The sequence below is a fragment of the Amycolatopsis sp. WAC 01376 genome (genome assembly GCF_003947415.1).
Classification (GTDB): Bacteria; Actinomycetota; Actinomycetes; order Mycobacteriales; family Pseudonocardiaceae; genus Amycolatopsis.
Genome location: NZ_QHKL01000002.1, coordinates 865,964 through 886,351, shown reverse-complemented (window position 1 = coordinate 886,351; position 20,388 = coordinate 865,964). Strand labels below are relative to the sequence as shown.

20 protein-coding genes are annotated in these 20,388 nt (G+C 68.7%); 7 read left to right on the top strand and 13 right to left on the bottom strand.

What is annotated here, in order from left to right; all coding sequences use genetic code 11:
* The first annotated feature begins 10 nt into the window (after window positions 1–10).
* Together DMH03_RS13480 and DMH03_RS13475 are read left to right on the top strand one after the other, a co-directional pair.
* On the top strand, window positions 11–748 hold the full coding sequence (locus DMH03_RS13480) for a GAF and ANTAR domain-containing protein (RefSeq protein WP_125792322.1): 738 nt from the start codon (window positions 11–13) through the stop codon (window positions 746–748).
* Between the two features lie 42 nt (window positions 749–790).
* Window positions 791–1,036: a hypothetical protein gene (locus DMH03_RS13475; RefSeq protein ID WP_125792321.1), complete on the top strand. Its 246-nt coding sequence runs from the start codon at window positions 791–793 to the stop codon at window positions 1,034–1,036.
* On the opposite strand, the gene DMH03_RS13470 is transcribed toward DMH03_RS13475, so the two are convergent.
* From DMH03_RS13470 to DMH03_RS13440, 7 genes are all read right to left on the bottom strand, one after another.
* Entirely contained in the window at window positions 1,033–1,782 is a 750-nt protein-coding gene (locus DMH03_RS13470; protein WP_125792320.1) for a GAF domain-containing protein, read from the bottom strand. The two genes, DMH03_RS13475 and DMH03_RS13470, sit on opposite strands and share 4 nt — an antisense overlap.
* Window positions 1,783–1,802: 20 nt before the next feature.
* A complete protein-coding gene (locus tag DMH03_RS13465; protein ID WP_233611497.1) occupies window positions 1,803–2,519 on the bottom strand; it encodes a GAF and ANTAR domain-containing protein in 717 nt (238 codons plus the stop codon).
* A 99-nt stretch (window positions 2,520–2,618) separates the two neighbouring features.
* Window positions 2,619–2,876, bottom strand: a complete 258-nt coding sequence (locus DMH03_RS13460) for a hypothetical protein (RefSeq protein ID WP_125792319.1) — start codon at window positions 2,874–2,876, stop codon at window positions 2,619–2,621.
* A gap of 17 nt (window positions 2,877–2,893) precedes the next feature.
* A complete protein-coding gene (locus DMH03_RS13455) occupies window positions 2,894–3,784 on the bottom strand; it encodes a diiron oxygenase (protein ID WP_125792318.1) in 891 nt (296 codons plus the stop codon).
* Window positions 3,781–4,662, bottom strand: coding sequence for a crotonase/enoyl-CoA hydratase family protein (locus DMH03_RS13450; protein ID WP_125792317.1), 882 nt, complete (start codon window positions 4,660–4,662; stop codon window positions 3,781–3,783). The genes DMH03_RS13455 and DMH03_RS13450 overlap by 4 nt, the downstream gene beginning before the upstream one ends.
* Complete coding sequence (locus tag DMH03_RS13445; RefSeq protein ID WP_125792316.1) at window positions 4,652–5,251, bottom strand: TetR/AcrR family transcriptional regulator; 600 nt, start codon at window positions 5,249–5,251, stop codon at window positions 4,652–4,654. Before DMH03_RS13445 ends, DMH03_RS13450 begins: the two co-directional genes overlap by 11 nt.
* A gap of 253 nt (window positions 5,252–5,504) precedes the next feature.
* Window positions 5,505–9,089, bottom strand: coding sequence for a CARDB domain-containing protein (locus DMH03_RS13440; RefSeq protein WP_125792315.1), 3,585 nt, complete (start codon window positions 9,087–9,089; stop codon window positions 5,505–5,507).
* A gap of 259 nt (window positions 9,090–9,348) precedes the next feature.
* Here DMH03_RS13440 and DMH03_RS13435 point away from each other — a divergent pair, with 259 nt between their 5' ends.
* Together DMH03_RS13435 and DMH03_RS13430 are read left to right on the top strand one after the other, a co-directional pair.
* The gene (locus tag DMH03_RS13435) at window positions 9,349–11,220 is read left to right on the top strand and encodes a translation factor GTPase family protein (protein WP_125792314.1); all 1,872 of its coding nucleotides are present in this window, start codon (window positions 9,349–9,351) and stop codon (window positions 11,218–11,220) included.
* Between the two features lie 59 nt (window positions 11,221–11,279).
* A complete protein-coding gene (locus tag DMH03_RS13430; protein WP_125792918.1) occupies window positions 11,280–12,023 on the top strand; it encodes a GAF and ANTAR domain-containing protein in 744 nt (247 codons plus the stop codon).
* Here the strand turns inward: DMH03_RS13430 and DMH03_RS13425 are convergent.
* Together DMH03_RS13425 and DMH03_RS13420 are read right to left on the bottom strand one after the other, a co-directional pair.
* On the bottom strand, window positions 12,020–13,159 hold the full coding sequence (locus DMH03_RS13425) for a Gfo/Idh/MocA family protein (RefSeq protein ID WP_125792313.1): 1,140 nt from the start codon (window positions 13,157–13,159) through the stop codon (window positions 12,020–12,022). The two genes, DMH03_RS13430 and DMH03_RS13425, sit on opposite strands and share 4 nt — an antisense overlap.
* Before the next feature lie 88 nt (window positions 13,160–13,247).
* Entirely contained in the window at window positions 13,248–13,619 is a 372-nt protein-coding gene (locus tag DMH03_RS13420) for a MerR family transcriptional regulator (RefSeq protein ID WP_125786897.1), read from the bottom strand.
* Between the two features lie 64 nt (window positions 13,620–13,683).
* Between DMH03_RS13420 and DMH03_RS13415 the strand changes: the two genes are divergently transcribed.
* Complete coding sequence (locus tag DMH03_RS13415; RefSeq protein WP_125792312.1) at window positions 13,684–14,910, top strand: MFS transporter; 1,227 nt, start codon at window positions 13,684–13,686, stop codon at window positions 14,908–14,910.
* Here the strand turns inward: DMH03_RS13415 and DMH03_RS13410 are convergent.
* The gene (locus DMH03_RS13410) at window positions 14,831–15,727 is read right to left on the bottom strand and encodes a LysR family transcriptional regulator (protein WP_125792311.1); all 897 of its coding nucleotides are present in this window, start codon (window positions 15,725–15,727) and stop codon (window positions 14,831–14,833) included. The two genes, DMH03_RS13415 and DMH03_RS13410, sit on opposite strands and share 80 nt — an antisense overlap.
* An 86-nt stretch (window positions 15,728–15,813) precedes the next feature.
* On the opposite strand from DMH03_RS13410, the gene DMH03_RS13405 reads away from it, so the two are divergent.
* Entirely contained in the window at window positions 15,814–17,142 is a 1,329-nt protein-coding gene (locus DMH03_RS13405) for an aspartate aminotransferase family protein (RefSeq protein WP_125792310.1), read from the top strand.
* A gap of 224 nt (window positions 17,143–17,366) precedes the next feature.
* Here the strand turns inward: DMH03_RS13405 and DMH03_RS13400 are convergent, their stop codons facing one another.
* Window positions 17,367–18,167, bottom strand: coding sequence for an alpha/beta fold hydrolase (locus tag DMH03_RS13400; protein WP_125792309.1), 801 nt, complete (start codon window positions 18,165–18,167; stop codon window positions 17,367–17,369).
* A 13-nt stretch (window positions 18,168–18,180) separates the two neighbouring features.
* A complete protein-coding gene (locus DMH03_RS13395; RefSeq protein WP_125792308.1) occupies window positions 18,181–19,047 on the bottom strand; it encodes a bile acid:sodium symporter family protein in 867 nt (288 codons plus the stop codon).
* Between the two features lie 159 nt (window positions 19,048–19,206).
* Between DMH03_RS13395 and DMH03_RS13390 the strand changes: the two genes are divergently transcribed.
* Complete coding sequence (locus tag DMH03_RS13390; RefSeq protein WP_125792307.1) at window positions 19,207–19,752, top strand: DM13 domain-containing protein; 546 nt, start codon at window positions 19,207–19,209, stop codon at window positions 19,750–19,752.
* Here the strand turns inward: DMH03_RS13390 and DMH03_RS13385 are convergent.
* Window positions 19,749–20,378, bottom strand: a complete 630-nt coding sequence (locus DMH03_RS13385) for a TetR/AcrR family transcriptional regulator (protein ID WP_125792306.1) — start codon at window positions 20,376–20,378, stop codon at window positions 19,749–19,751. The genes DMH03_RS13390 and DMH03_RS13385 overlap by 4 nt on opposite strands.
* Window positions 20,379–20,388: the final 10 nt, after the last annotated feature.

Sequence of the window (20,388 nt, the reverse complement as noted above, 5' to 3'; positions counted from 1 at the left end):
GGGAACCGCCATGTCGTCGCCAGACGAACCGACCGGCATCCGCCGTCAGCTGGACGACGTGACGGCGGCGTTGGAAGCGCTCATCCGGTCCCTGGAGGACGACGGCGCCCTGGACACCGCGCTCCGGGTGATCTCCCGCCAGCTGCTCCACGTCATTCCCGGCGCGGACGTCGTCAGTGTGACCCTGCTGAAGGGCGGGGTCCCGACCACGGCCGCCTGCACCGATCAACGTGCCCTGGGCATCGACACCGACCAGTACCGTGCCGGTGCCGGGCCGTGTTTGGAAGCCGCGGTGAAGAGACAGATCGTCCGGGTGGACGTCGGGTCCGCGCACGCTCGCTGGCCCGAGTTCGCCGGACAGGCCGCGTCCGCCGGGGTCGCCAGTTTCCTCTCGGCGCCGCTGGCGATCGACGCCGAACACACCGGCTCGCTGAACCTTTACGGATTCCACGTCCATGCCTACCGCGAGGTCGACGTCGTACTGCTCGAACTGTTCGTCACCGCGGTCGAAGGCGCGATGCGGGCCACCGCCCGGTATCGGATCGCCAGGGAAGAAGCCGACCAGCTCGCCACCGCGTTGCTCTCCCGCGCCGTGATCGACCAGGCCAAAGGCATCCTCATGGGTGTACACGGCGTCTCCGCCGACGAAGCCTTCCAGCTCCTGGTGGAGCAATCACAGCGAAAGAACGTCAAACTCCGCGACTGCGCCGAGCAGCTCGTCACCGCGATCGTCCAAGCACACCATTGAGCGCCACTGGTGTTCCTACGCCGGATGGAGGACGGTGGGGGCATGACCTCCCCCAAGCCGGATCCCGAACTGCTCGAGGCCGCGGCCGGCCTCGTCCGGGCGCTCGAGGGACGGGCGGCGGTCAATGAAGCGGTCGGTGTCCTGCAAGGCTGGCAGGGCTGCGACACCGCGCACGCGCTCAACGCGGCGATCGACGCGGGGCGCGACGCCGAGGCCGTCCGGATCGCGGCCATCGTCGACGCCCAGGCCGACGGCACCGCCGACCCCGATTACGAGGGCTGGGTCTAGGTCAGGTTCGCCGGGTCGAGTGAGCCGTCGGTGATCGCTCCCGTGACGTCGCGCAGCGCGAGGGCGTGTTCGGTCGCGTAGCCGAGGATCGCGGCATGAGCGGCCGCGGGCTCGATGCCGAGTGTTCCCGCCACGACGCCGACGGCCTGGCCGAACTGGACCCGGTCGTTGAGCGCGGTGACCGTGGTTTCGAGGAACCGGTCCGCACGGCGCTCGCCGCGTTCCTGCACCAGCGCGAGCACCGCCAGATCCGCCACCACCTGCCCCAGTTCCAGCTGCCACCGCTCGAACACCGTTTCGGTGTCGTAGAGCAGGTTGAACCCGCCCACCGCCCGTTCGTCCAGCCTCATCGGCACCGCGACCGCCGAACGGAATCCGGCCGCGAGCGCGGCGGGCACGAAGTCCGGCCACTTCGTCCGATCTGCCGACAAGTCGGGCGAAGTGATCAGGGTGGCCGACGCGATGGAATCGACACACGGTCCCTGATCGATGTCCGTTTGCAGCGACTCCAGGAACCGCGCCTTCCCGTCGGACGCGGCCACCACGTCCAACCCGCCGCCGGGCCGGACCAGCAGTACGCCGGTCGCGGACGCGCCGAGCAGATCCGTACCGACCTCGGTGATCAGGCGCAGTACGGAGGCGTTGTCCGGGGTGTTGACCAGCCGGGCGGTGATGGCGGCCAAGGCCTCGGTCAGATCGGCGGGCAGTGTGCCGGGACCGCCGTCAGCCCTTCGGTGGCGACTCATGTTTCCTCCAGGTCGACGGTTCATTCGGCGAGCTCGTCCAGGACGATGCGCCGGTCCAGCACATCACGGGCGACGTCCAGGATCGACCGGTTCCGCCCGTAAGCGTGCGCCCTCAACCGGGTGAAGGCATCATCCAGGCCGATGTGCAGCTGGGCGGCGAGCATGCCGGTGGCCACATTGACATCCTGGAACGACCGCACCGGATCCGGGGCGAATTCGTGGCCTTCGACCTCGGCCGTCCTCGCCTGCCGCAACAGCGCCGCGGCACCGAGGTCCGCCGCCAGCACGGCATCCCTCAGTTCGTCGCTGGGCAGCCCGCCGGGGCCGCGGCGGATCAGTTCCAGGGTGCCGAGCCGGATGGCCCCGAACTGGAGCGGGAACGCGAACATCGCCGCCACCCCGCCGTCGAGGGCGGCCTGCGCGAAACCCGGCCAGCGCACCTGCTCGACCCTGAGGTCGGAGACCAGCACCGGGGTTCCAGCGGCGAACGCCTCCACGCCAGGACCCTCGCCGACGGTGTACTGCGCTTCCGCCAGGTCGGCGGCCCAAGGGTCGCTGGCGCCCAAAACCTCCTCGGCGTGCGAACCACCCCGCAACGCCAGGATCGCCGCGTCCACCCGGTCGAAAGTCTCCACACAGGCGAGACAGACGGTCTGTGCCCAGCTGTCACGGCGACCCGCCACATCCTCGGCGGAGGCAATGGCCCGCCACAACGGTCCCCGATGCCGCCCATCCACCGCCGTGCTCCTCGTCCGCCGCGGGCCATCCGAGCTGACACCCGGAACCATCACCCTACGAGATACCGCCGGTGACGGCAGCTTCGTCCCGGCGGCAGGTCAGCGCCGGGCGAGGACTCGCTTCGCCAGCCAACCGGCGTAGACGGCCAGTCCGGCGAACCCGGCCTTCCTGGTGGGGCGGGCCGCGATCGCCAGGCCGATGGCGACTTCGGTGGCGCCGTTGCGGTAGGTCCAGTTGCGGACGTCGTCGGCGAAGGCCATCCGCGTGACGGGCTCGAAGGCCGCCGGAGCGGCGAAGTGGGCGAGACCGGTCGCGGCGATGCCGAGGCCGAGGACCTTGCCGGTGCGTGAGGACATGGAGTTGCCTTCCTTGTTCAGTCGAGGACGCCGGCGCGGCGCCAGAGCCGGCGGCTCTGGCCGCCGATGAGGCCGATCTCGGTGAAGTGTTCGACGGCCTTGGCCGCCCACGACGCCTTGGTCCGGCGCCAGTGCGGATTCGCGGCGGCGACCTGGCGGGCTTCGCGGGGATCGAGTCCGACAGCGGTGTATGCCTTGGGGTGCAACAGCTCCGACGTCGCGACGTAGGCCATGCTGGCGATCGCCCAGCGGATCAGTTCGCGGCCGACGCGGCCGTGCCTTGCCCAGGCCCGGCCCAATTCGTCCTTCGCGAAGCTGATGTGGCGTGCCTCTTCGATGACGTGGATCCGGGAGATCATCCGGGTCATCGGTTGCAGGCTGGAGTCACGCATCATCTCGCGCTGCATGCCGTCGGCGAGTTCTTCGACGTAGATGGCCCCGGCGAACAGCAACGCCGGACCGCAGATCGCGCCGAACACCTTGCCCGCGCGGTGCGCCGAGCGGCTCGGGCGCCGGACGACGCCGCCGCTCTTCACGATCGAGCGGGCGAACATGGTGCTGTGACGGCATTCGTCGGCGATCTCGGTGAGCGCGTACTGGGCGTTGTGCGTCGTCGGGTCGCTGTTGTAGACGTGGCGCACGAGGCCCTGCATGAGGATCAGCTCGAACCAGATACCCGACGCCGCGGCGGCCGCGGCCTCCTGACGGCTCAGCTCGGCGCGCTGACTTTCGTCGAGACGTTCCCACAATTCGGTGCCGTACAAGGAACATCGTTCCGGGGCCTTGCCGTACGCTCCTTCGACCAGCGGTGCCAGCCAGTCGACGTCGACGTCCGGGTCGTAGGAAAGCCGTGCGGAGGAGCGCTGCAGGCGCTCGGCGACACGTTCGCTTTCGGCGTTCGCGGTCAAGACGACCTCCTCGGATCCGTGTGCTCCGGCAGCGGTCCGCCACCGTCCGGGATGACCTGTCCGGAATCGCGGTAGGCCACCGCCTCGTGGAAACCATCGCGTTCGGCGAATTCGCGGAACCAGCGGCCTTCCGGGGTGTGCCGGGTGATGCCGTCGAAAAGCGTCGCGAGCGTCTGCGTGCCGGAGAGGCCCATGTTGTCGTAGGCCTGGTTGATCATCAGCTTCTGCATTACAAGCTGGTTCGTCGGCACTCCCGCCATCCGGTCGGCCAGTTCCTCGACGGCGGCTTCGAGCCGTCCGGGCTCCACCGCCTCGAGCGCGAGTCCCCACTCCGCAGCAGTGGTGCCGTCGATGGTGTCTCCGGTGAGCAGCATCCGCTTCGCGCGCTGAGCGCCGACGCGGTACACCCACATCCCCGTCGTCGGGCAGCCCCACACCCGTGCGGGCGGATAGCCGATGCGCGCGTCGGCCGCCATGATCAGCACGTCGCACGACAGCGCGATGTCGCTGCCGCCGGCGATCGCGTGTCCCTGCACCTGGCAGATGGTGGGCTTCAGCGACCGCCACAGGCTGAAGAAGTCGTCGGTGTTGCGCTTCATCACCCGGTAGTCCTTGACCGGATCCCAGACCGGGCCCTGGTTCCAGCGGCCTTCGGCGTCTTCCTCCGCGAACTGTTTGAGGTCGTATCCGGCGCAGAAGGACCGGCCTTCGCCGCGCACCACGATCACGCGGACAGCGTCGTCCTCGTTCGCCAGCTCCACGGCCTGCCGGATCTCGCCGGGCATGACGTCGTTGATCGCGTTGAGCCGCTCGGGGCGGTTCAACGTCAGATAGGCCTTCCGGTCTTCGACGCGGTAAGTGAGCGTCTCAAGCTCCATCGGAGCCTCCCAGCGCCCGAAGGGTGAACGTGACCAGATGCGGGATCGTGTCCGGCCCGCTTTCCCCGGCCAGCGGCCCGACCAGCATTTCCGCCCCCGCGCCGACGAGCGCCGCGGCGGTCGCTTCCGCGTCCTGCCGCGGCAGCAGTCCTTTTTGGACGCCGTCGGCGATGTTCCTCGCGATGACCTCGCGGAACGCGCGGCGGAAGACGAGCCGTTCGGCCTCCACGACGGCGTCGACCGGTTCGGCCAGCAACGCGTACGCCAGCCTCGGTGCCTTCAACGCCCGGCCGGCGAAGGTCTCGATCACCGCGACCACCCGCTCCCGGACGTCGCCTTCGGACGCGGCGGCTTCGACGGCGTCGACCTCCCGGGAGACCACCTCGCGGAAGACCTCGACGACGAGGTCGGCCTTCGACGGGAACTGCCGGTACACGCTGCCGGTGCCGACGCCCGCCCGCGCCGCGACCGCGGCCATGGAGCAGCCCGCGTAGCCGGTCTCGGCCAGCAGCGCGATGGCCGCGACCAGGATCTCCCCTCGCTGGGAGTCCAGTCTTGCCTGCGTCTTCGGGGTGCGTCGGTACGGCACGCCAAAGAGTGAAGCACGGATTCCGCACTTCAGCAACGTGCCTCGCGAGTGGTAAGGACGGTTGGACCGCAGGTGGCTCAGGTACGTGCTGCCGGGAGCTCGAGTGGCGGTTTCGCGTGATTGAACGGACGACACGCGTGACTGGATGGACGACACGCGTGATTGGGCGGCAGATCACGTGACATCGCCGGTACTGGACCTCGTGAGTGGTAAGTGTCGTTAGAACGTCACTTACCACTCACGAGGCGGTCGCTCAGTTCCGACTGATCGTGAACGTGCTCGTCTTGTTCCTGATGTCCTCGGCGTTGTCGCTCAGGGTGAGCCCGGTGAACGTCGCCGAGCCGACGGCCGGGCCCTGGCCCGGTTCCGGCAGTTCGTTGACCCAGATCCCGATCCCCGACTTCGCGTCGAACTCGTCACCGCTGCGGTGCGCGCCGGTGATCGACACGTTCGTCAGCACCGTGTCCTCGACCGGGTTCTCCGGCCGGTTGCCGGTGTACTTGGTCTGGAACATGATGCCGCTGTACGTCGGGCTTTGGATGTCCACATCGGACACCCGGATACCGCGGAACTCCTTGGACGCGGAGAACAGCCAGATCGCGGGGAACGTCTGCTGTCCCCAGAAATGGCCGCCGGCGCGGACCAGCGAGACGTTCTGGACGGTCGTCGGCCGCGGGCCGAACCCGAGGAACGGGTAGCCGAAGTCGAGCGAGCTGATGGTGATCCCCGAGTACGTCAGCGTGTCCGCGATGTAGAGGTTGCGGAAGGTGTTGCTGTGCCCGCCGTACACCGCCAGCCCGGCCGCGCGCCACGGAAGCAGCACTGTCAGGTTCTCGAACACGTTGTCGTACTGGTTGCCGGCATTGAGGTCCGTGGCGGCGAACAGCGCGAAACTGTCGTCGCCGGTGGAGCGGGCCTCGTTGTTGGTGACCCGGTTTCCCGTACTGCCGTTGGTGAAGTTGACGCCGTCGGCGAACATGTCGCGGATGCGCGAGTTCTTCACCGTCGTGTTGTCCACATTGGTCGCCCAGAGCAGGCACATCTGGTGCTCCACCCAGATGTCGTCGATGGTCATGTTCGTGACGTTCGTGAAGTTGAAGACCTTGCCGGGGCCGTCGATGCGGGAGGTGTAGTTCCCGAACACGGCGAACCCGCCGAACGTCGAACCGCTCGCGCTCGCCTGCGCGTCGAACCCGATGTCGGTGTTCTCCTGCCCGGCGGGCGCGGTGAACCTGGTGAACCAGGGCCCGGCGCCGAGCACCGTGACCGGCTTGCCGTACACGGTGACCTTGCCGGTCATCGGGTACTGCCCCGGCGGCAGGAAGACACCGGTGAGGTTCGGGTCCTGGCGGACCTTGTCCAGCGCGGCCTGCACGTCCTGCTGCGTGAATCCGGCCGGGACGGCGTAGCGCGCCGGGTCTGGGTTCGCGGCCGCGGTGGCCAGCTCGAAGTTCACGAAGTCGATCGCGTAGTTCAAGCCGTTGCCGTCGTCCTTCTGCAGCTTGATCCGGTGCCCGGCGGGCACCGTGGTGCCGAGCAGCATGCTGGCCTCGTCGTAGATGTGGCGAGCGGGCCCGGCTCCCGGAGAGTTCTGCGGAGAGGCTTCGGGGCCGTAAAGCCAGGCGTGGCGCGAAGTCAGGTCGATGGCTTTCAGGAACGTGCCGTCGACGTAGACGTTAAGCGTCGAGTTCTGCCCGCCACCACCCGCGGCGTCCGGCATCGAGAACCGGGTCACCAGGGTGTTCGTGGCCGCGCGGGTGGTGAACTCGACCGAGGAGCCGGTCGAGTTCAGCGTCACGGCTTTACGACCCGACGCCTCGCCCGCGAGATCACCGATCTTGCGGTTCGGGCCGATCACGGACGCGCCGCCCGCGACCACACCGTCCTCGGCCTCGTACATGTCGTAGGGCATGTTCGCGCCGCGGCCGACGAACAGCGCCTGCGTGCTCGTGTTGTTGCCCTGTTTGGCGGGCAGCTCGTTGGTGTCGTTCGCGACGACCGTTTTGACCGTGTACCGGCCGTTTCCGGCGGTCCAGGTGCCGGCGTTCACCGGCGGCGCGGTGGCCCCGGCGGCGATCGCGCCGGTGTACGAGCCGGTGAGTGTCTTGACGACGACACCGTTCTGATCGGTGATCGTCACCGTGACGCCGTGGGCGCCGCCCGCCGAAGCGACCGTGCCCTGGTTGCGCACCGTGGCGGTGAAGGTCACGGTGTCACCCGCCGTCGGATTGCCCGGCGACCAAGCGGTGGCCGCGACGAGGTCGGAGCTCTGCACCGGGCTGACGACGAGTGCCGTCGAACCGGTGTAGGAGTTGTTGCTCTCGTCCTGCTCGACAACGGTGTTGGCCTCGTCCACCTTCGCGGTGAGCTGGTGGCTGCCCGCCTCCCTGGTGCCGATGTCCGCCGACACCGTCGCCGACGCTCCCCCCGCGAGAGCGCCGACCGGTGCGGTGCCGACCTTCGTCGTGCCCAGGTAGAGGTTCACGTCCGTCGCGCCCGAGGCCGCGGTCCCGGCGTTGCGGACCGTCGCCGACACGGTGATCGCGTCGGTCTCCACCGGGTTCTGAGGCGACCAGGACACGCCCGAAACGGTCAGGTCGGGGTTCGGCGCGGGAACGCCGAAGACCTGGAATTCCGCGGCCTGGCCGCCGGGAGCGCCGGAGTTGGCGGTGATCCGCAGGCGGATGTCGGCGGCGCGGCCACCGACCGGGATCGTCACGGTGTTCCCGCTCGAAGGAGTGAAGGTGTACGTCTGCGCGGGCACCAGCGTGGTGAACGCGGCCGCGCCCTGGTCACGCCCTTCGACGGCGATCGTCTGCGTGCGCTGTGCCCAGGCCGGATCCGGGTTGAGCTTGACCACGACCCGGTCGAGGTCGGCGTTGGACCCGAGCGCCACGGTCAGCTGGTTCGGGTACGCCGCGCCCTCCCAATAGGTGGTCACGGAGTCGTCGTTGGCGTTGGCCGCGACGTAACCGTGCTGCACCGAGGACGCCGTGATCGGTTTGCCCAGCGCGAGATTCGTCCCGGCCCGAGTACCGGTCCTGGTCACGGTGCCGCTGCTCGCCGACTGATTGCCCGCCGCGTCGCGAGCGCGCACGGCGTACGCGACCGTCGCGCTGTCCGGCTGGTCGTCGGTGTAGGTCAGGACGTCACCCGCGCCACTGCCGCGAAGCTGCCCGTTGGCGTAGACGTCGTAGCCCGTGACACCGGTGTTGTCGGTCGAAGCCGACCAAGTGAGCCGGATCTTGCCGCTCGAAGGCTCGGTATAGGTGAGATTCCCCGGTGCGGACGGCGGTTGCGTGTCCCCGCCCGCCGGGCCGTGCACCTCGAACTCCGAGAGCTGGGCGGCGGGCCATCCGGTGTTGGCCGTGATGTTCAGCCGCACGAACCGGGTGTTCCCGGTGACGTCGAGGGTGACCGTGTTGCCGGTCGCCGGGTCGAATCGGTGCCCGGCAGAAGGCACGAGGTCGCTGAAGCTCGTGCCGTTCGCGCTGCCCTGCACCGCGAAGGTCTGGGTGCGGGATTCCCAGCCAGAAGGCAGTTTGAGTACGAGCCGGGCGATGTTCGTCGCCGCGCCGAGGTCTGCCTGGATCCACTGCGGGAACTGGTTGTTCGTGCTTTCCCAGTACGTGGCCTGGTTGCCGTCCCCGACGTTCGACACGGCATAGCCCGGCAGCTGACTACTGGCCGTGTACGTCGCGTCGGCGGCTTCGGCGGCGGCGGGAGTCACGACGGCGGCCGGCACTGGGGCGCCGTTCGCCGCGATGGCGGGTGGAGCGAGGAGGAGGGACAGGGCGGCAACCGTCACCGCACGCGTCAGAAGGCGCTTCGTTCTCATGACATTCCTCTGTTCCGGGAGGGGACTGAGCGGAATCTTCCTGACTCTTGTCATGTTCTTGCGCTGAAATGTTCAAGAATTACAGCCCATGAGGCGGCGCAAGTCAACGCCCGGCCCTAAATCGCGTGACCGGCCGGAAACACGCTGCTAACGTCCGGCCTGACCAGGTGTTTCCCTCAGAAGATGGAGAACGGCGTGCGCCGAGCTGTCGAGTCCCCGAGCCCTGCGGACCTTTCGACAGCCCTGGAGCCGTTCATCCATGGATCACCTGAACATCGGAATTCTCGCCCACGTCGACGCCGGTAAGACGAGCCTGACGGAGCGCCTGCTCCACCACACCGGCGCGATCGGAACCCTCGGCCGCGTCGACGACGGGGACACCCGCACCGACACGATGGAGCTGGAACGCCGTCGCGGCATCACCATCCGCTCGGCCGTGGTCGCCTTCCACATCGGCGAGCTGCACGTCAACCTGATCGACACGCCCGGCCACCCGGACTTCATCGCCGAGGTCGAACGTGCGCTGCGGGTGCTCGACGGCGTCGTCCTCGTCGTTTCCGCCGTCGAAGGGGTGCAGGCGCAGACCCGGGTGCTCATGCACGCGCTCAAGCGGCTGCGGATCCCCGTGCTGATCTTCGCCAACAAGGTCGACAGGGCAGGTGCCAGGTACGAGGGCCTTCTGAGCGACCTCACCGAACGCCTCGGTGTCACCTGCGTGCCACTGTCCGAAGTCGACGCCATCGGCACGGCGGCCGCGAAGATCCGGCCGGTCTCACCGCCGCCCGCGTTGGCCGAACAGCTCGCCGAGCACAGCGACGCGTTCCTCACCGCGTATCTCGAAGACACGGTGACGGCCGAGGACTACCGGGCCGAAGTCGTCCGTCAGACCCGGCTCGGCGTCGTCTCCCCCGTCTTCTTCGGTTCCGCGCGCAGCGGCGAAGGGATCGCCGAGCTGACCACCGGTATCCGCGAATTCCTTGCCGGAGCGGCGAAACCGGTGCCGGACGACCGGCTGCGCGCCACCGTGTTCAAGATCGAACGCGGCCGCGCGCACGAGAAGATCGCTTACGTCCGCGTGTTCTCCGGCGAGATCGGCGCGCGGGACCACGTCCGGTTCCATCGCCGGGGACTCACGAAGGAGGCGAAGGTCAGTGCGGTGCACGTCTTCGAACTCGGCGACGAAACCGTCGAGGACCGGGCGCGGGCCGGTCAGATCGCCAAGGTCACCGGGCTCAAGGAGATCCGGATCGGCGACCTCGTCGGCGTTGCCGAGGGCGACGGCGCCACAGCACGGTTTCCACCGCCCGCCTTGGAAACAGTGGTCAGCCCCGCCACCCCCGCAGTGTTCGCGGCCTTGCAGGAACTGGCGGAACAGGATCCGCTGATCACCGTCCGGCAGGACGACGAGACCCGCCGGATCTCGGTGCGGCTCTACGGCGAGGTGCAGAAGGAGATCATCGCGGAGACACTCGCCACACAGCACGGGCTCGACGTCGAATTCAGCCTCACCCGGCCGATCTGCGTCGAGCGGCCGGTCGGCACGGGATCCTCGCTCTGGCTCATCACGGAGAAGCGGAACCCGTACTTCGCGACGCTCGGGCTGCGGGTCGGCCCCGGCGCTCCCGGATCAGGGCTGACCTTCGGCCTCGACGTCGAACTCGGCTCTCTTCCGCTCGCCTTCCACAAGGCCATCGAGGAGACCGTCGACGCGACGCTGCGGCGGGGCCCCTCCGGCAGGGAGGTGATCGACTGCACGGTGACCGTCACCCACACCGGCTACTTCAGCCCGGTCAGCGCGGCGGGCGACTTCCGCAAGGTCACCCCGCTCGCGCTGGACGAAGCGCTCCGGGAGGCGGGGACCGAGGTGCTCGAACCGGTCAACCGGATCGAGGTGGAACTGCCGTCGGACTCGGTGACCGCGACGCTGTCCCGGCTGGTCGAACGCGGTGGGACCGTCACCGGTTCGGCGGCCCGTGGCGACCGGGCCGAACTGACGGGCGTCCTCCCCGCGGGGGAGGTCGCCAAGTTCGAACAGCAGCTGCCGGGGCTCACCCGCGGCGAAGGCCTGATCACCACCGAACCGGCGGGCCACCGCCCACGGGTTAGTCCGAATCGGCCAATGCCCGGCTAGCCGGAACGAGTACGTTCGTGGTGGTCGGCGAAATCCGCCGTCCGAGGGAAAGGGCCATGATGGATCAGTTTCGCGACACCGCTTCGGCGTTGCGGGAGCTCACCGAGTCGATGCGGCTCGACGAGCCCCGCGACGAGTTGCTGGAACGGGTGGCGAAGAAGGTGGTCGGCCTGCTGCCGGGCGCGGACGGAGCGACGGTCACCCTGTACTCCGGCGACGAGCCGAGCACCGTCGCCGCCACCGACGGATCGCTGCTGCCCCTGGACAAGGCGCAGTACAGCGCGGACGAGGGCCCCTGCCTGAAAGCCGCCGAGAGCGGCACGATCGTCCGGACCCGGTTGGGCGGCGAGGCGGCCGGACGCTGGCCGGATTTCGCGGCCGCCGCCGAACAGCTCGGCGTGCGGACCGCGCTGTCCTGTCCACTGTTCGTTCCCGACGACTCCCACCTCAAGCGGCGCGAGACCGAGTCGCTGGCCGGTGCCCTCAATGTCTGGAGCTTCGAGGACAACGCCTTCGACCCGGTCGAGGCGGCACTGGTCGCGATGTTCACCTCGGCGATCTCGGCGATCATCCTGACCGCGTCCCGCTGGGCCGCCGCCGAACGACAAGCGGAGACCCTGGTCGCCGCGTTGGAGACCAGGGACGCCATCGCCACCGCGAAGGGCATCGTGATGGCACGTCTGGAGCTGAACGCCGAAGAAGCCTTCCGCTGGCTCACCGAGGCGTCACAGCACACGAACCGCAAGATCCGGGAGATCTCCGTGTTGATCGCGGAAGACCCGGGCGCGGTTTTCGGCCGTTAGCCCAGCGAGATCCGGCGGTTCTCGCGTGACGACTCCAGGCCGGCTTCCGCCAGCCGGATGCCGCGCACCCCTGCCATGAAGTCGTAGGGGTGCGGCGCGTCCTCCACGACGTGGCGGACGAACTGCTCCCACTGTGCGCGGAAACCGTTGCCGAAGTCCTCGTTGTCCGGCACTTCCTGCCACTGCGAACGGTACGACCGCGTCTCGGCGAGGTCCGGGTTCCACACCGGCTTCGGGGTGGCCTCCCTCGGCTGGATGACGCATTTGTGCAGGCCGGCGACCGCGCTGCCCTTGGTGCCGTCGACCTGGAACTCGACCAGCTCGTCGCGGTGGACCCGCACACACCAGGACGAGTTGAGCTGGGCGATGATCCCGCCGTCGAGCTCGAAGATCGCGTACGCGGAGTCGTCGGCTGTCGCGGCGTACCGGTCACCCTTCTCGTCGACGCGTTCCGGGATGTGCGTGACGGCCTTCGCGGTCACTGCGTTGACGGCGCCGAAGAGGTTCTCCAGCACGTAGTTCCAGTGGCAGAACATGTCGACGACGATGCCGCCGCCGTCTTCGGCGCGGTAGTTCCAGCTGGGACGCTGCGCCGCCTGCCAGTCGCCCTCGAAGACCCAGTACCCGAACTCACCGCGCACGGAGAGGATCCGGCCGAAGAAGCCGCTGTCGATCAGGCGCTTCAGCTTGAGCAGGCCGGGCAGATACAGCTTGTCGTGGACGACGCCGTTCTTGACCCCGGCCGCCTCGGCGTGCCGTGCCAGCGCGAGCGCGCCTTCGACCGACTCGGCCACCGGCTTCTCGGTGTAGATGTGCTTGCCCGCGTCGATGGCGCGGATGATCGACTTCTCGCGGACCGCGGTCAGCTGCGCGTCGAAGTAGAGCGGGAGGTCGTCGTCGCCGAGGGCGGCGTCGAGGTCGGTGGTCCAGCGGGTGAGCCCGTGCCTGGTGGCGATCTCCTCGAGCTTGTCCGCGTTGCGCCCCACCAAAACCGGCTCCAGCTGGACCCGCGACCCATCGGCCAGCTCGACCCCGCCGGCCTCCCTGATCGCCAGGACCGAGCGCACCAGGTGCTGCCGATAGCCCATCCGCCCGGTGACGCCGTTCATCACGACGCCGAGTTTCCGCGTGGTCATCCGTTTCTCCTTTGAAAGCGCTTTCCTGCCCACATCCTGAAAGCGCTTTCTCACCCTGTCAAGGCCGTGCGAGGAAAGTCCCTCCGGCTCAGGACGCCGGGTCGTAGGCGCGGACGGCGTCGAGGTACTCGGTGATGGCGTCCCGGTTGCGCAGCAGGCATTCGGCACGCCGGGTCATCCGGTCGCGTTCGGCCTCCAGGGTCTCGAGCATCTCCCTGGTCGCGTCCGGGAAGTAGATCTGCCGGGGTTTGTCCAGGCACGGCAGGATCTGCTTGATGATCCTGGTCGGCAGCCCGGCGTCGAGCAGGCCGCGGACCTGGATGACCCGGTCCACCGAAGACTCGCCGTAGTCGCGATAGCCGTTGGCCTGGCGCTCCGAGATGATGAGACCCTGCTCTTCGTAGTACCGCAGCAGACGTCGCGACGTCCCCGTCCGCTCCGACAGCTCCCCGATCCGCATGTGCGCCACCTCACCCCGGCCGACTTGACCTTCACATCTATGTGATGGTTCGAGCATACGGATCATGACTCCGAAACTCCCGCTCGGCGCCTTGCTCGCGCTGACCACGGCGGCGTTCGTCACCGTCCTCACCGAAGCCTTGCCCGCGGGTGTACTGCCCGCGATGAGCGCCGGCCTCGGCGTCGGCGAAGCGGCGACAGGGCAGCTGGTGACGGTGTACGCGATCGGCACCGCGCTCACCGCGATCCCCCTTTCCGCCGCCACCGCGGGCTGGCGCCGCAAACGTTTGCTTCTGGCCGGTGTGGCCGGTTTCGCCGTCGCCAACACCGTCACGGCACTGTCCACGAACTACCCACTGACGCTCGGCGCGCGGTTCGTCGCCGGGATCGCGGCGGGCGTGGTCTGGGCGCTGCTGACCGGTTACGCCCGGCGGCTGGCGCCGGAACCGGTGCGGGGCAAGGCGATCGCCATCGTGATGACCGGCATCCCGCTCGCGCTCTCCCTCGGCATCCCCGCCGGCACCTTCCTCGGCGGCCTCTTCGGCTGGCAGGTGACGTTCTCGCTCATGTCGGCGCTCGCGCTCGTCCTGCTCGGCTGGATCACGCTGGCGGTCCCCGATTTCCCCGGGCAGGCCAAGGGCGGCAGGCTCCCGGTGCGCAAGACCCTCGCCGTGCCGGGCGTGGCCGCGGTCCTGTTCGTGACGCTGACGTTCGTGCTGGCGCACAACATCCTGTACACCTACATCGCCGCCTTCCTCCAGCACGTGTCGATGGGCGGATCGGTGGATCGGATCCTGCTGGTGTTCGGGCTGGCGTCGATGGTCAGCATCTGGTTGGTCGGCCTCCTCATCGACCGGCGGCTGCGCCCGCTGACCGTCGCGAGCACGCTTCTCGTAGCGCTCGGGGCGACGATTTTGGCTCTACTGGGCGAAAGTCCGGCGCTGGTCTACGTCGCCGTGGCGCTGTGGGGACTCGGCTGGGGCGGGATCCCGACACTGCTGCAAACCGCGGCCGCGCAAGCAGGCGACAAGGGCGGCGCGGCGGACATCGCGCAGGCCATGCTGGTCACCCTGTGGAACGCGGCGATGGCGGGCGGCGGGATCGCCGGCGGCGTCCTCCTCGACGGCTTCGGCGCCGGTTCGTTCCCGTGGGGTGTCCTGGTGCTGCTCGTGCCGACGCTGGCCGTGGTGCTGGTGGCGCGACGGCACGGGTTCACAGCGGCAGTTCCGGATGACTCCGGAGCGCCTCGAGAACCAGGTCGGCGGCGGCGCGAGGCGCGGACCCGCGCCTGATCGCCGCGGTGATGGCTCGGTCGACCGGCGTCGCGAGCTCACGGGTGACGACGCGGTAGCGCCGGTCGACGGCGAGGCCGGGCAGGAGAGCGATCGAATGCCCGGCCTCGACGTGCTGCAAGGTCATCATGTAGTTGCTGAACCGGGCGATCACGCGCGGTTCGAAACCGGCTTCGCGGCAGAGCCGGGTGGCGAGGTTCGCCATGTACGACTGGGGGATGTCGAACGCCCATGGCTCGCTCGCGTAGGCGGCGAGGTCGGCAGGACCCCGGCCCGCGGCCGGATGACCGGGCGGGACGACGAGCACGATCGGGTCGGTCGCGAGCGGTACGAGCTCGATGTCGGGGCCCAGCGGCTGCTCGACGAAGTCCGTGGTGGTGATGATGACTTCGGCGTCGCCGACGCGGAGCGCGGGCATGCTCACGTGCGGTTCGAGTTCGAGGAGTTCGATCTGGAGACGCGGATGTGAGCGCGCCAGCCGGTTCACCGCGGGGACGGCGATGGTGTGGATCGAACTTTGAAAGGCGCCGAGGCGGACGAGCCCCGCCGGTCCCTCGCCGAGACCCCGCAGCTCGGCCTCCACGGTGTCCATGTGGTCGAGGATCTCCCGCGCGCGGCGGGCGAGCATCCGTCCGGCAGGGGTCAGCCGGACGCGGCGGCCGGTGCGTTCCAGCAGCTGGGTCCGCGTTTCGGCCTCGAGGACCGCGAGCTGCTGGGACACGCTCGACGCGCTCAGGTTGGCCGCCTTCGCGACCGCGCGGACAGTGCCGAGCGTGTCCAGCCTGCTCAGCAGGCCGAGCCTCCAGGGGTTGAGCATGGACCCATTGTTGTACGGATCGGCCGAACAGCACAGCCGGAATCGTGAGCTGGACGTGTCGCTCGGGTCGGATTTACCGTCGAGACATGGCTGCTCCCCACACCGACCTGTCCACCGCCGACCGTTTCTGGGCCGACGCCGACCGGCACCTCGTGCGCTACGCCGGGGCCGGCGACTTCACCCGCGAGATCATCGACCACGCCGCCGGGAGCTACCTGTTCACCGAGTCCGGGCGGCGGATCCTCGACTTCACCTCCGGGCAGATGAGCGCGATCCTCGGGCATTCGCATCCCGAGATCGTCGAGACCGTGCGGCGGCAGATCGGCTCGCTCGACCACCTGTTCAGCGGGATGCTGAGCCGCCCCGTCGTCGACCTCGCGCGACGGCTGGCCGAGACCTTGCCGTCACCGCTGGAAAAGGCGTTGCTGCTGACCACCGGCGCGGAGTCGAACGAGGCCGCGATCCGGATGGCGAAACTGGTGACGGGCAAGCACGAGATCGTGTCGTTCGCCAGGTCGTGGCACGGGATGACACACGCGGCGGCGAGCGCGACCTACAGCGCGGGCCGCAAGGGTTACGGCCCGTCCGCGCCCGGCAACTTCGCCATCCCCGCGCCGAATTCCTATCGGCCGGACTTCCTCACCCCGGACGGGGAGCTGGACTGGAAGCGGCAGCTGGACTTCGGCTTCGAGATGATCGACGCCCAGTCCGTCGGCAGCCTCGCAGCGTGCGTCGTCGAACCGATCCTCAGCTCGGGCGGGATCATCGAGCCGCCTGTGGGTTATTTCGCAGCTCTGCAAGAGAAGTGCCGCGAACGCGGGATGCTGCTGATCCTCGACGAGGCACAGACCGGCTTGTGCCGCACGGGGAATTGGTACGCCTTCGAGCGCGACGGCGTCGTCCCCGACATCCTCACGCTGTCCAAGACGCTCGGCGCGGGACTGCCGCTGGCGGCGGTGATCACAAGCGCCGAAATCGAGCAGGAAGCACATGACCGCGGCTACCTGTTCTTCACCACGCACGTCGCGGACCCGCTGGTGGCGGCCGTCGGGAACACCGTGCTCGACGTCCTCACCCGCGACCGCCTCGACGAACGCGCCACCGAACTGGGCGCCTTCCTCCGCCGCGGCCTCGACGACCTCGCCACCCGCCACGCGGTCGTCGGCGACATCCGCGGCCGCGGCCTGCTGGTCGGCGTGGAACTCGTCGTGGACCGTGCCACCAAGCAAAGCTCCGACGAACTGGGCGCCCTGGTCACCCGGCGCTGTCTCGAACTGGGGCTGCACATGAACATCGTGCAGTTGCCGGGAATGGGTGGGGTCTTCCGGATCGCTCCCCCGTTGACCGCGACGGAGGACGAACTGGCGGAAGGGCTGGGGATCCTGGACAAGGCGATCGGCGACGCCGGCGCCTGAAGTACATGAAGGCCCCCTTCCTGTACTGGGGAAGGTGTGAACGCGCCGCTCAAGGTGGTTTCGCGTGACTGAGTGGACGACACGCGTGATCCGACGGACGACACGCGTGACTGGTCGGACGACACACGCGCGACCGCGTTCCGCCGCGTGTCGTCCATCCCATCACGCGTGTCGTCCATCCAGACACGTGTGTCGTCCATCCGGACACGCGTGAGCGTCGGCCGCTATGCCCGGAACTCGCGAAGTAACCGAGCCACCTCGCCTGGCCGCTCCAAGAACGGCGAGTGCCCGGCGCCCTCGACGACCTCCACACGAGCCCCGACCGCCGAGTACCGGGCGAAAGTCTTTTCACAGTCGTAAAAACGGTCCCGCCGCCCGAGAATCACCAGACACGGCAAGCCCAAGGCCGCCACTTGCGCATCGAGAGGACGAAACGCGAGCAGTCGCGCGCGTTCCACGAGAACCACCCGGGCCATCGCCGGCGTGGTGACGGCGTGATCGGCCAAGTCCTGCAACGGATCGTCGAACCAGCTCACCCGCCGGAACCGGGACGCGAACCGGATCCACCGCCGATGGGCGACGACCCGCACGAGAGCACTGACCATCGGCAGCAGCACCGAACTGCCCGGCGGAAAGGACGCGTAGCTGTAGTCCGGCGCCTGTCCGATCAGGACCAAGGAACCGACTCGCGGGGAAATCGCGGCCAGCGCCAAGGCGACATCCGCACCGAAGGAATGACCGGCGACCCGCACGTCCTCGACGTCCAACGCGTCGAGGACGGTTGCCACCATGCGTGCCTGCGACGCCGCGTCGAGACCGGAAGAGCCACCGGTACATCCGTGCCCCAGCAGATCCACCCGGATCACCCGATGTCGCGCGGCCAGGCCGAGGGTGAGCCTGTCGAACCAGTGCACCGATCCGCAATACCCGTGCAACAACAGTATCGGCGGCCCGGCGCCGTCCTGGCGGACATGGACGGCGACACCGTTCACGTCGAGGAGGTCGCCGATGGGGAAACGAGGCACGCCCCGACGTAACTCAGACCGGTGCGCTCACCTTGCTGCGGGACAACAGGAAGGCCGCGATCCCGGCGGGGAGGAACATGAGCACGCCGTAGATCCCGGCCGGTACGGCCATCGCCTTGTCGCCGAGCACGGAGATCGCGACGGCGATGGCGAGTGTTGCGTTGTGGACACCGATCTCCATGGCGGACGCGATCGACTGCCCGCGGTCCACCCGGAACAGCCGCGGCACGTAGTACCCGATCGCGAGACTCAGCACGGAGAGCGCCAGCGCCACCGGCCCGAGCGTCCAGATGTTGTCCACCAGTGTCCGGAACTCCTGCGCGATCGCCGCCGCGATCACCAGGACGAGCACCACGGCGGAGCCGATCTTGACCGGTTTGCGCATCCGCTCGGCCCAGTCGGTGAACCGGTGCCGCACCGCCATCCCGATCACGACCGGGATCAGCACGATCGCGAACACCTGCACGAACTTCGCGGGCTGGAGCCCGACAGTGGCACTGCCGTCGAGGAATTGGGCCATCGACAGGCCGACGACCAGCGGCAAGGTGAACACGGCCAGCACGGAGTTGATCGCCGTGAGTGTGACGTTGAGGGCGACGTCGCCGCCGGCGAGGTGACTGAACAGGTTCGCCGACGTGCCACCGGGTGAGGCGACGAGCAGCATCATGCCGACCGCGAGCACACCGCCGAGCCCGAACAGCATGATGAGGCCGACGCAGATCACGGGCAGCACGATCATCTGGCACACCAGCGCAATGACGGCGGCCTTCGGGTACTTCAGCACGCGCGTGAAGTCGCCGACGGTCAGGGTCAGCCCGAGCCCGAACATGACCAGCGCCAGCGCTATCGGCAGGAGAATGGAAAACATCGCCGAACCCATCGAGGGCCTCCGTCCGATATGCCCTTTTCAGCTCGGCAATCGTGTCAAGCGGCGTGAACCGGGTCAAGGCACCGACACCCAGCCGTGACCCACGTCGTAAGAAGTCGGTAACCAGGCGAACCGGGCGATCCGGACGGTTCGCGCGGTTGAATGTCCCCCATGAAACGCAAGCGGGTGCTCGCCGTACTGGCGGTCGGACTGGTGGTGGCGGTGGCCGCGGGCCTCTACTGGTTCCAGCCGTGGAAGCTCTGGGTGAACGAAACGGTCCAGGAAGCCCTGCCCGTCGCGGCCCAGCCGTCGGCGCAGCCCTCGGTGCAGACCTCCGGAAGTGCCACGCCCGCCCCGAAAGAGCCCGCGGTCGTGGCCACCGGCGCACTGATCAGCCACGAGCACACGACCAGCGGCGACGTCCGGATCCTGCGCGCGGCCGACGGATCCCTGGTGCTGCGCCTGGAGAATCTCGACACGAGCAACGGACCGGATCTGCGGGTCTGGCTCACCGACGCGCCGGTCATCCCCGGCAAGGGCGGCTGGTTCGTGTTCGACGACGGCGCGTACGTGAGCGCCGGGAAACTCAAGGGCAACAAGGGAAGCCAGAACTACACGCTGCCGGCGGGCACCGATCTGGCGCGGTATTCGAGCGTGACCATCTGGTGCGAACGGTTCAGCGTTTCCTTCGGCGCGGCCGAACTGAAGAAGGTTTAGGCGAGCCGGTCCACGGCGTACTCCATCTCCGCGCGGACGGCGCGCAGATCGATGCCGCCGGGATCGATGATCGCCGCCACGGCGATTCCGCGCAGCTGTCCCACGAGCGCGGCCGCGTACGCGTCCGGATCGCGGACGCCGCTGATGGAGCCGTCCGCGATCCCGGCGGCGACGGTCTGCGCGATGGCGAACCGGTACCGGCGATCGGCCTCGGTCATCGCCGACCGCACCGCGGGATCGCCGACGGTCGCGTCCGTCCACAGCACCACGAACGCCCGGTTCAGCGGCGGCATGTCGGTGAGCAGCTCGAAGAAGATGTCCAGCAGGGCGCGCAACATGTCCATCGGGCTCGGGGTCAGCCCACCGGTCCGGGTGGCGACGGCGGCGCTGAAGACGTCGGCGAACTTCTCCGCCGCGAACTCGACGAGCCGCTGGACCAGCGTCTCCTTCGAGCCGAACAGCTGGTAGACGACGCCGCTGGGGTAGCCGGTCCTGGCGCAGATCATGCCGATCTTGAGCCGGGCGAAGCCTGCCTCGCCGATGAGGCGGGCGGCGGTGTCGAGAATCCGGGTCCGTGCGATCTCCTGGTCACGCTGGACCTGGCGCTCCTCCGCAGACGAGTCCACGCCGCGATCC

Coding starts and splice junctions, on each gene's coding strand:
- DMH03_RS13480 (WP_125792322.1), top strand. CDS start 11: ATGTCGTCGCCAGACGAACCGACCGGCATCCGCCGTCAGCTGGACGAC.
- DMH03_RS13475 (WP_125792321.1), top strand. CDS start 791: ATGACCTCCCCCAAGCCGGATCCCGAACTGCTCGAGGCCGCGGCCGGC.
- DMH03_RS13470 (WP_125792320.1), bottom strand. CDS start 1,782: ATGAGTCGCCACCGAAGGGCTGACGGCGGTCCCGGCACACTGCCCGCC.
- DMH03_RS13460 (WP_125792319.1), bottom strand. CDS start 2,876: ATGTCCTCACGCACCGGCAAGGTCCTCGGCCTCGGCATCGCCGCGACC.
- DMH03_RS13450 (WP_125792317.1), bottom strand. CDS start 4,662: ATGGAGCTTGAGACGCTCACTTACCGCGTCGAAGACCGGAAGGCCTAT.
- DMH03_RS13440 (WP_125792315.1), bottom strand. CDS start 9,089: ATGAGAACGAAGCGCCTTCTGACGCGTGCGGTGACGGTTGCCGCCCTG.
- DMH03_RS13435 (WP_125792314.1), top strand. CDS start 9,349: ATGGATCACCTGAACATCGGAATTCTCGCCCACGTCGACGCCGGTAAG.
- DMH03_RS13430 (WP_125792918.1), top strand. CDS start 11,280: ATGGATCAGTTTCGCGACACCGCTTCGGCGTTGCGGGAGCTCACCGAG.
- DMH03_RS13425 (WP_125792313.1), bottom strand. CDS start 13,159: ATGACCACGCGGAAACTCGGCGTCGTGATGAACGGCGTCACCGGGCGG.
- DMH03_RS13420 (WP_125786897.1), bottom strand. CDS start 13,619: ATGCGGATCGGGGAGCTGTCGGAGCGGACGGGGACGTCGCGACGTCTG.
- DMH03_RS13415 (WP_125792312.1), top strand. CDS start 13,684: ATGACTCCGAAACTCCCGCTCGGCGCCTTGCTCGCGCTGACCACGGCG.
- DMH03_RS13410 (WP_125792311.1), bottom strand. CDS start 15,727: ATGCTCAACCCCTGGAGGCTCGGCCTGCTGAGCAGGCTGGACACGCTC.
- DMH03_RS13405 (WP_125792310.1), top strand. CDS start 15,814: ATGGCTGCTCCCCACACCGACCTGTCCACCGCCGACCGTTTCTGGGCC.
- DMH03_RS13395 (WP_125792308.1), bottom strand. CDS start 19,047: ATGGGTTCGGCGATGTTTTCCATTCTCCTGCCGATAGCGCTGGCGCTG.
- DMH03_RS13390 (WP_125792307.1), top strand. CDS start 19,207: ATGAAACGCAAGCGGGTGCTCGCCGTACTGGCGGTCGGACTGGTGGTG.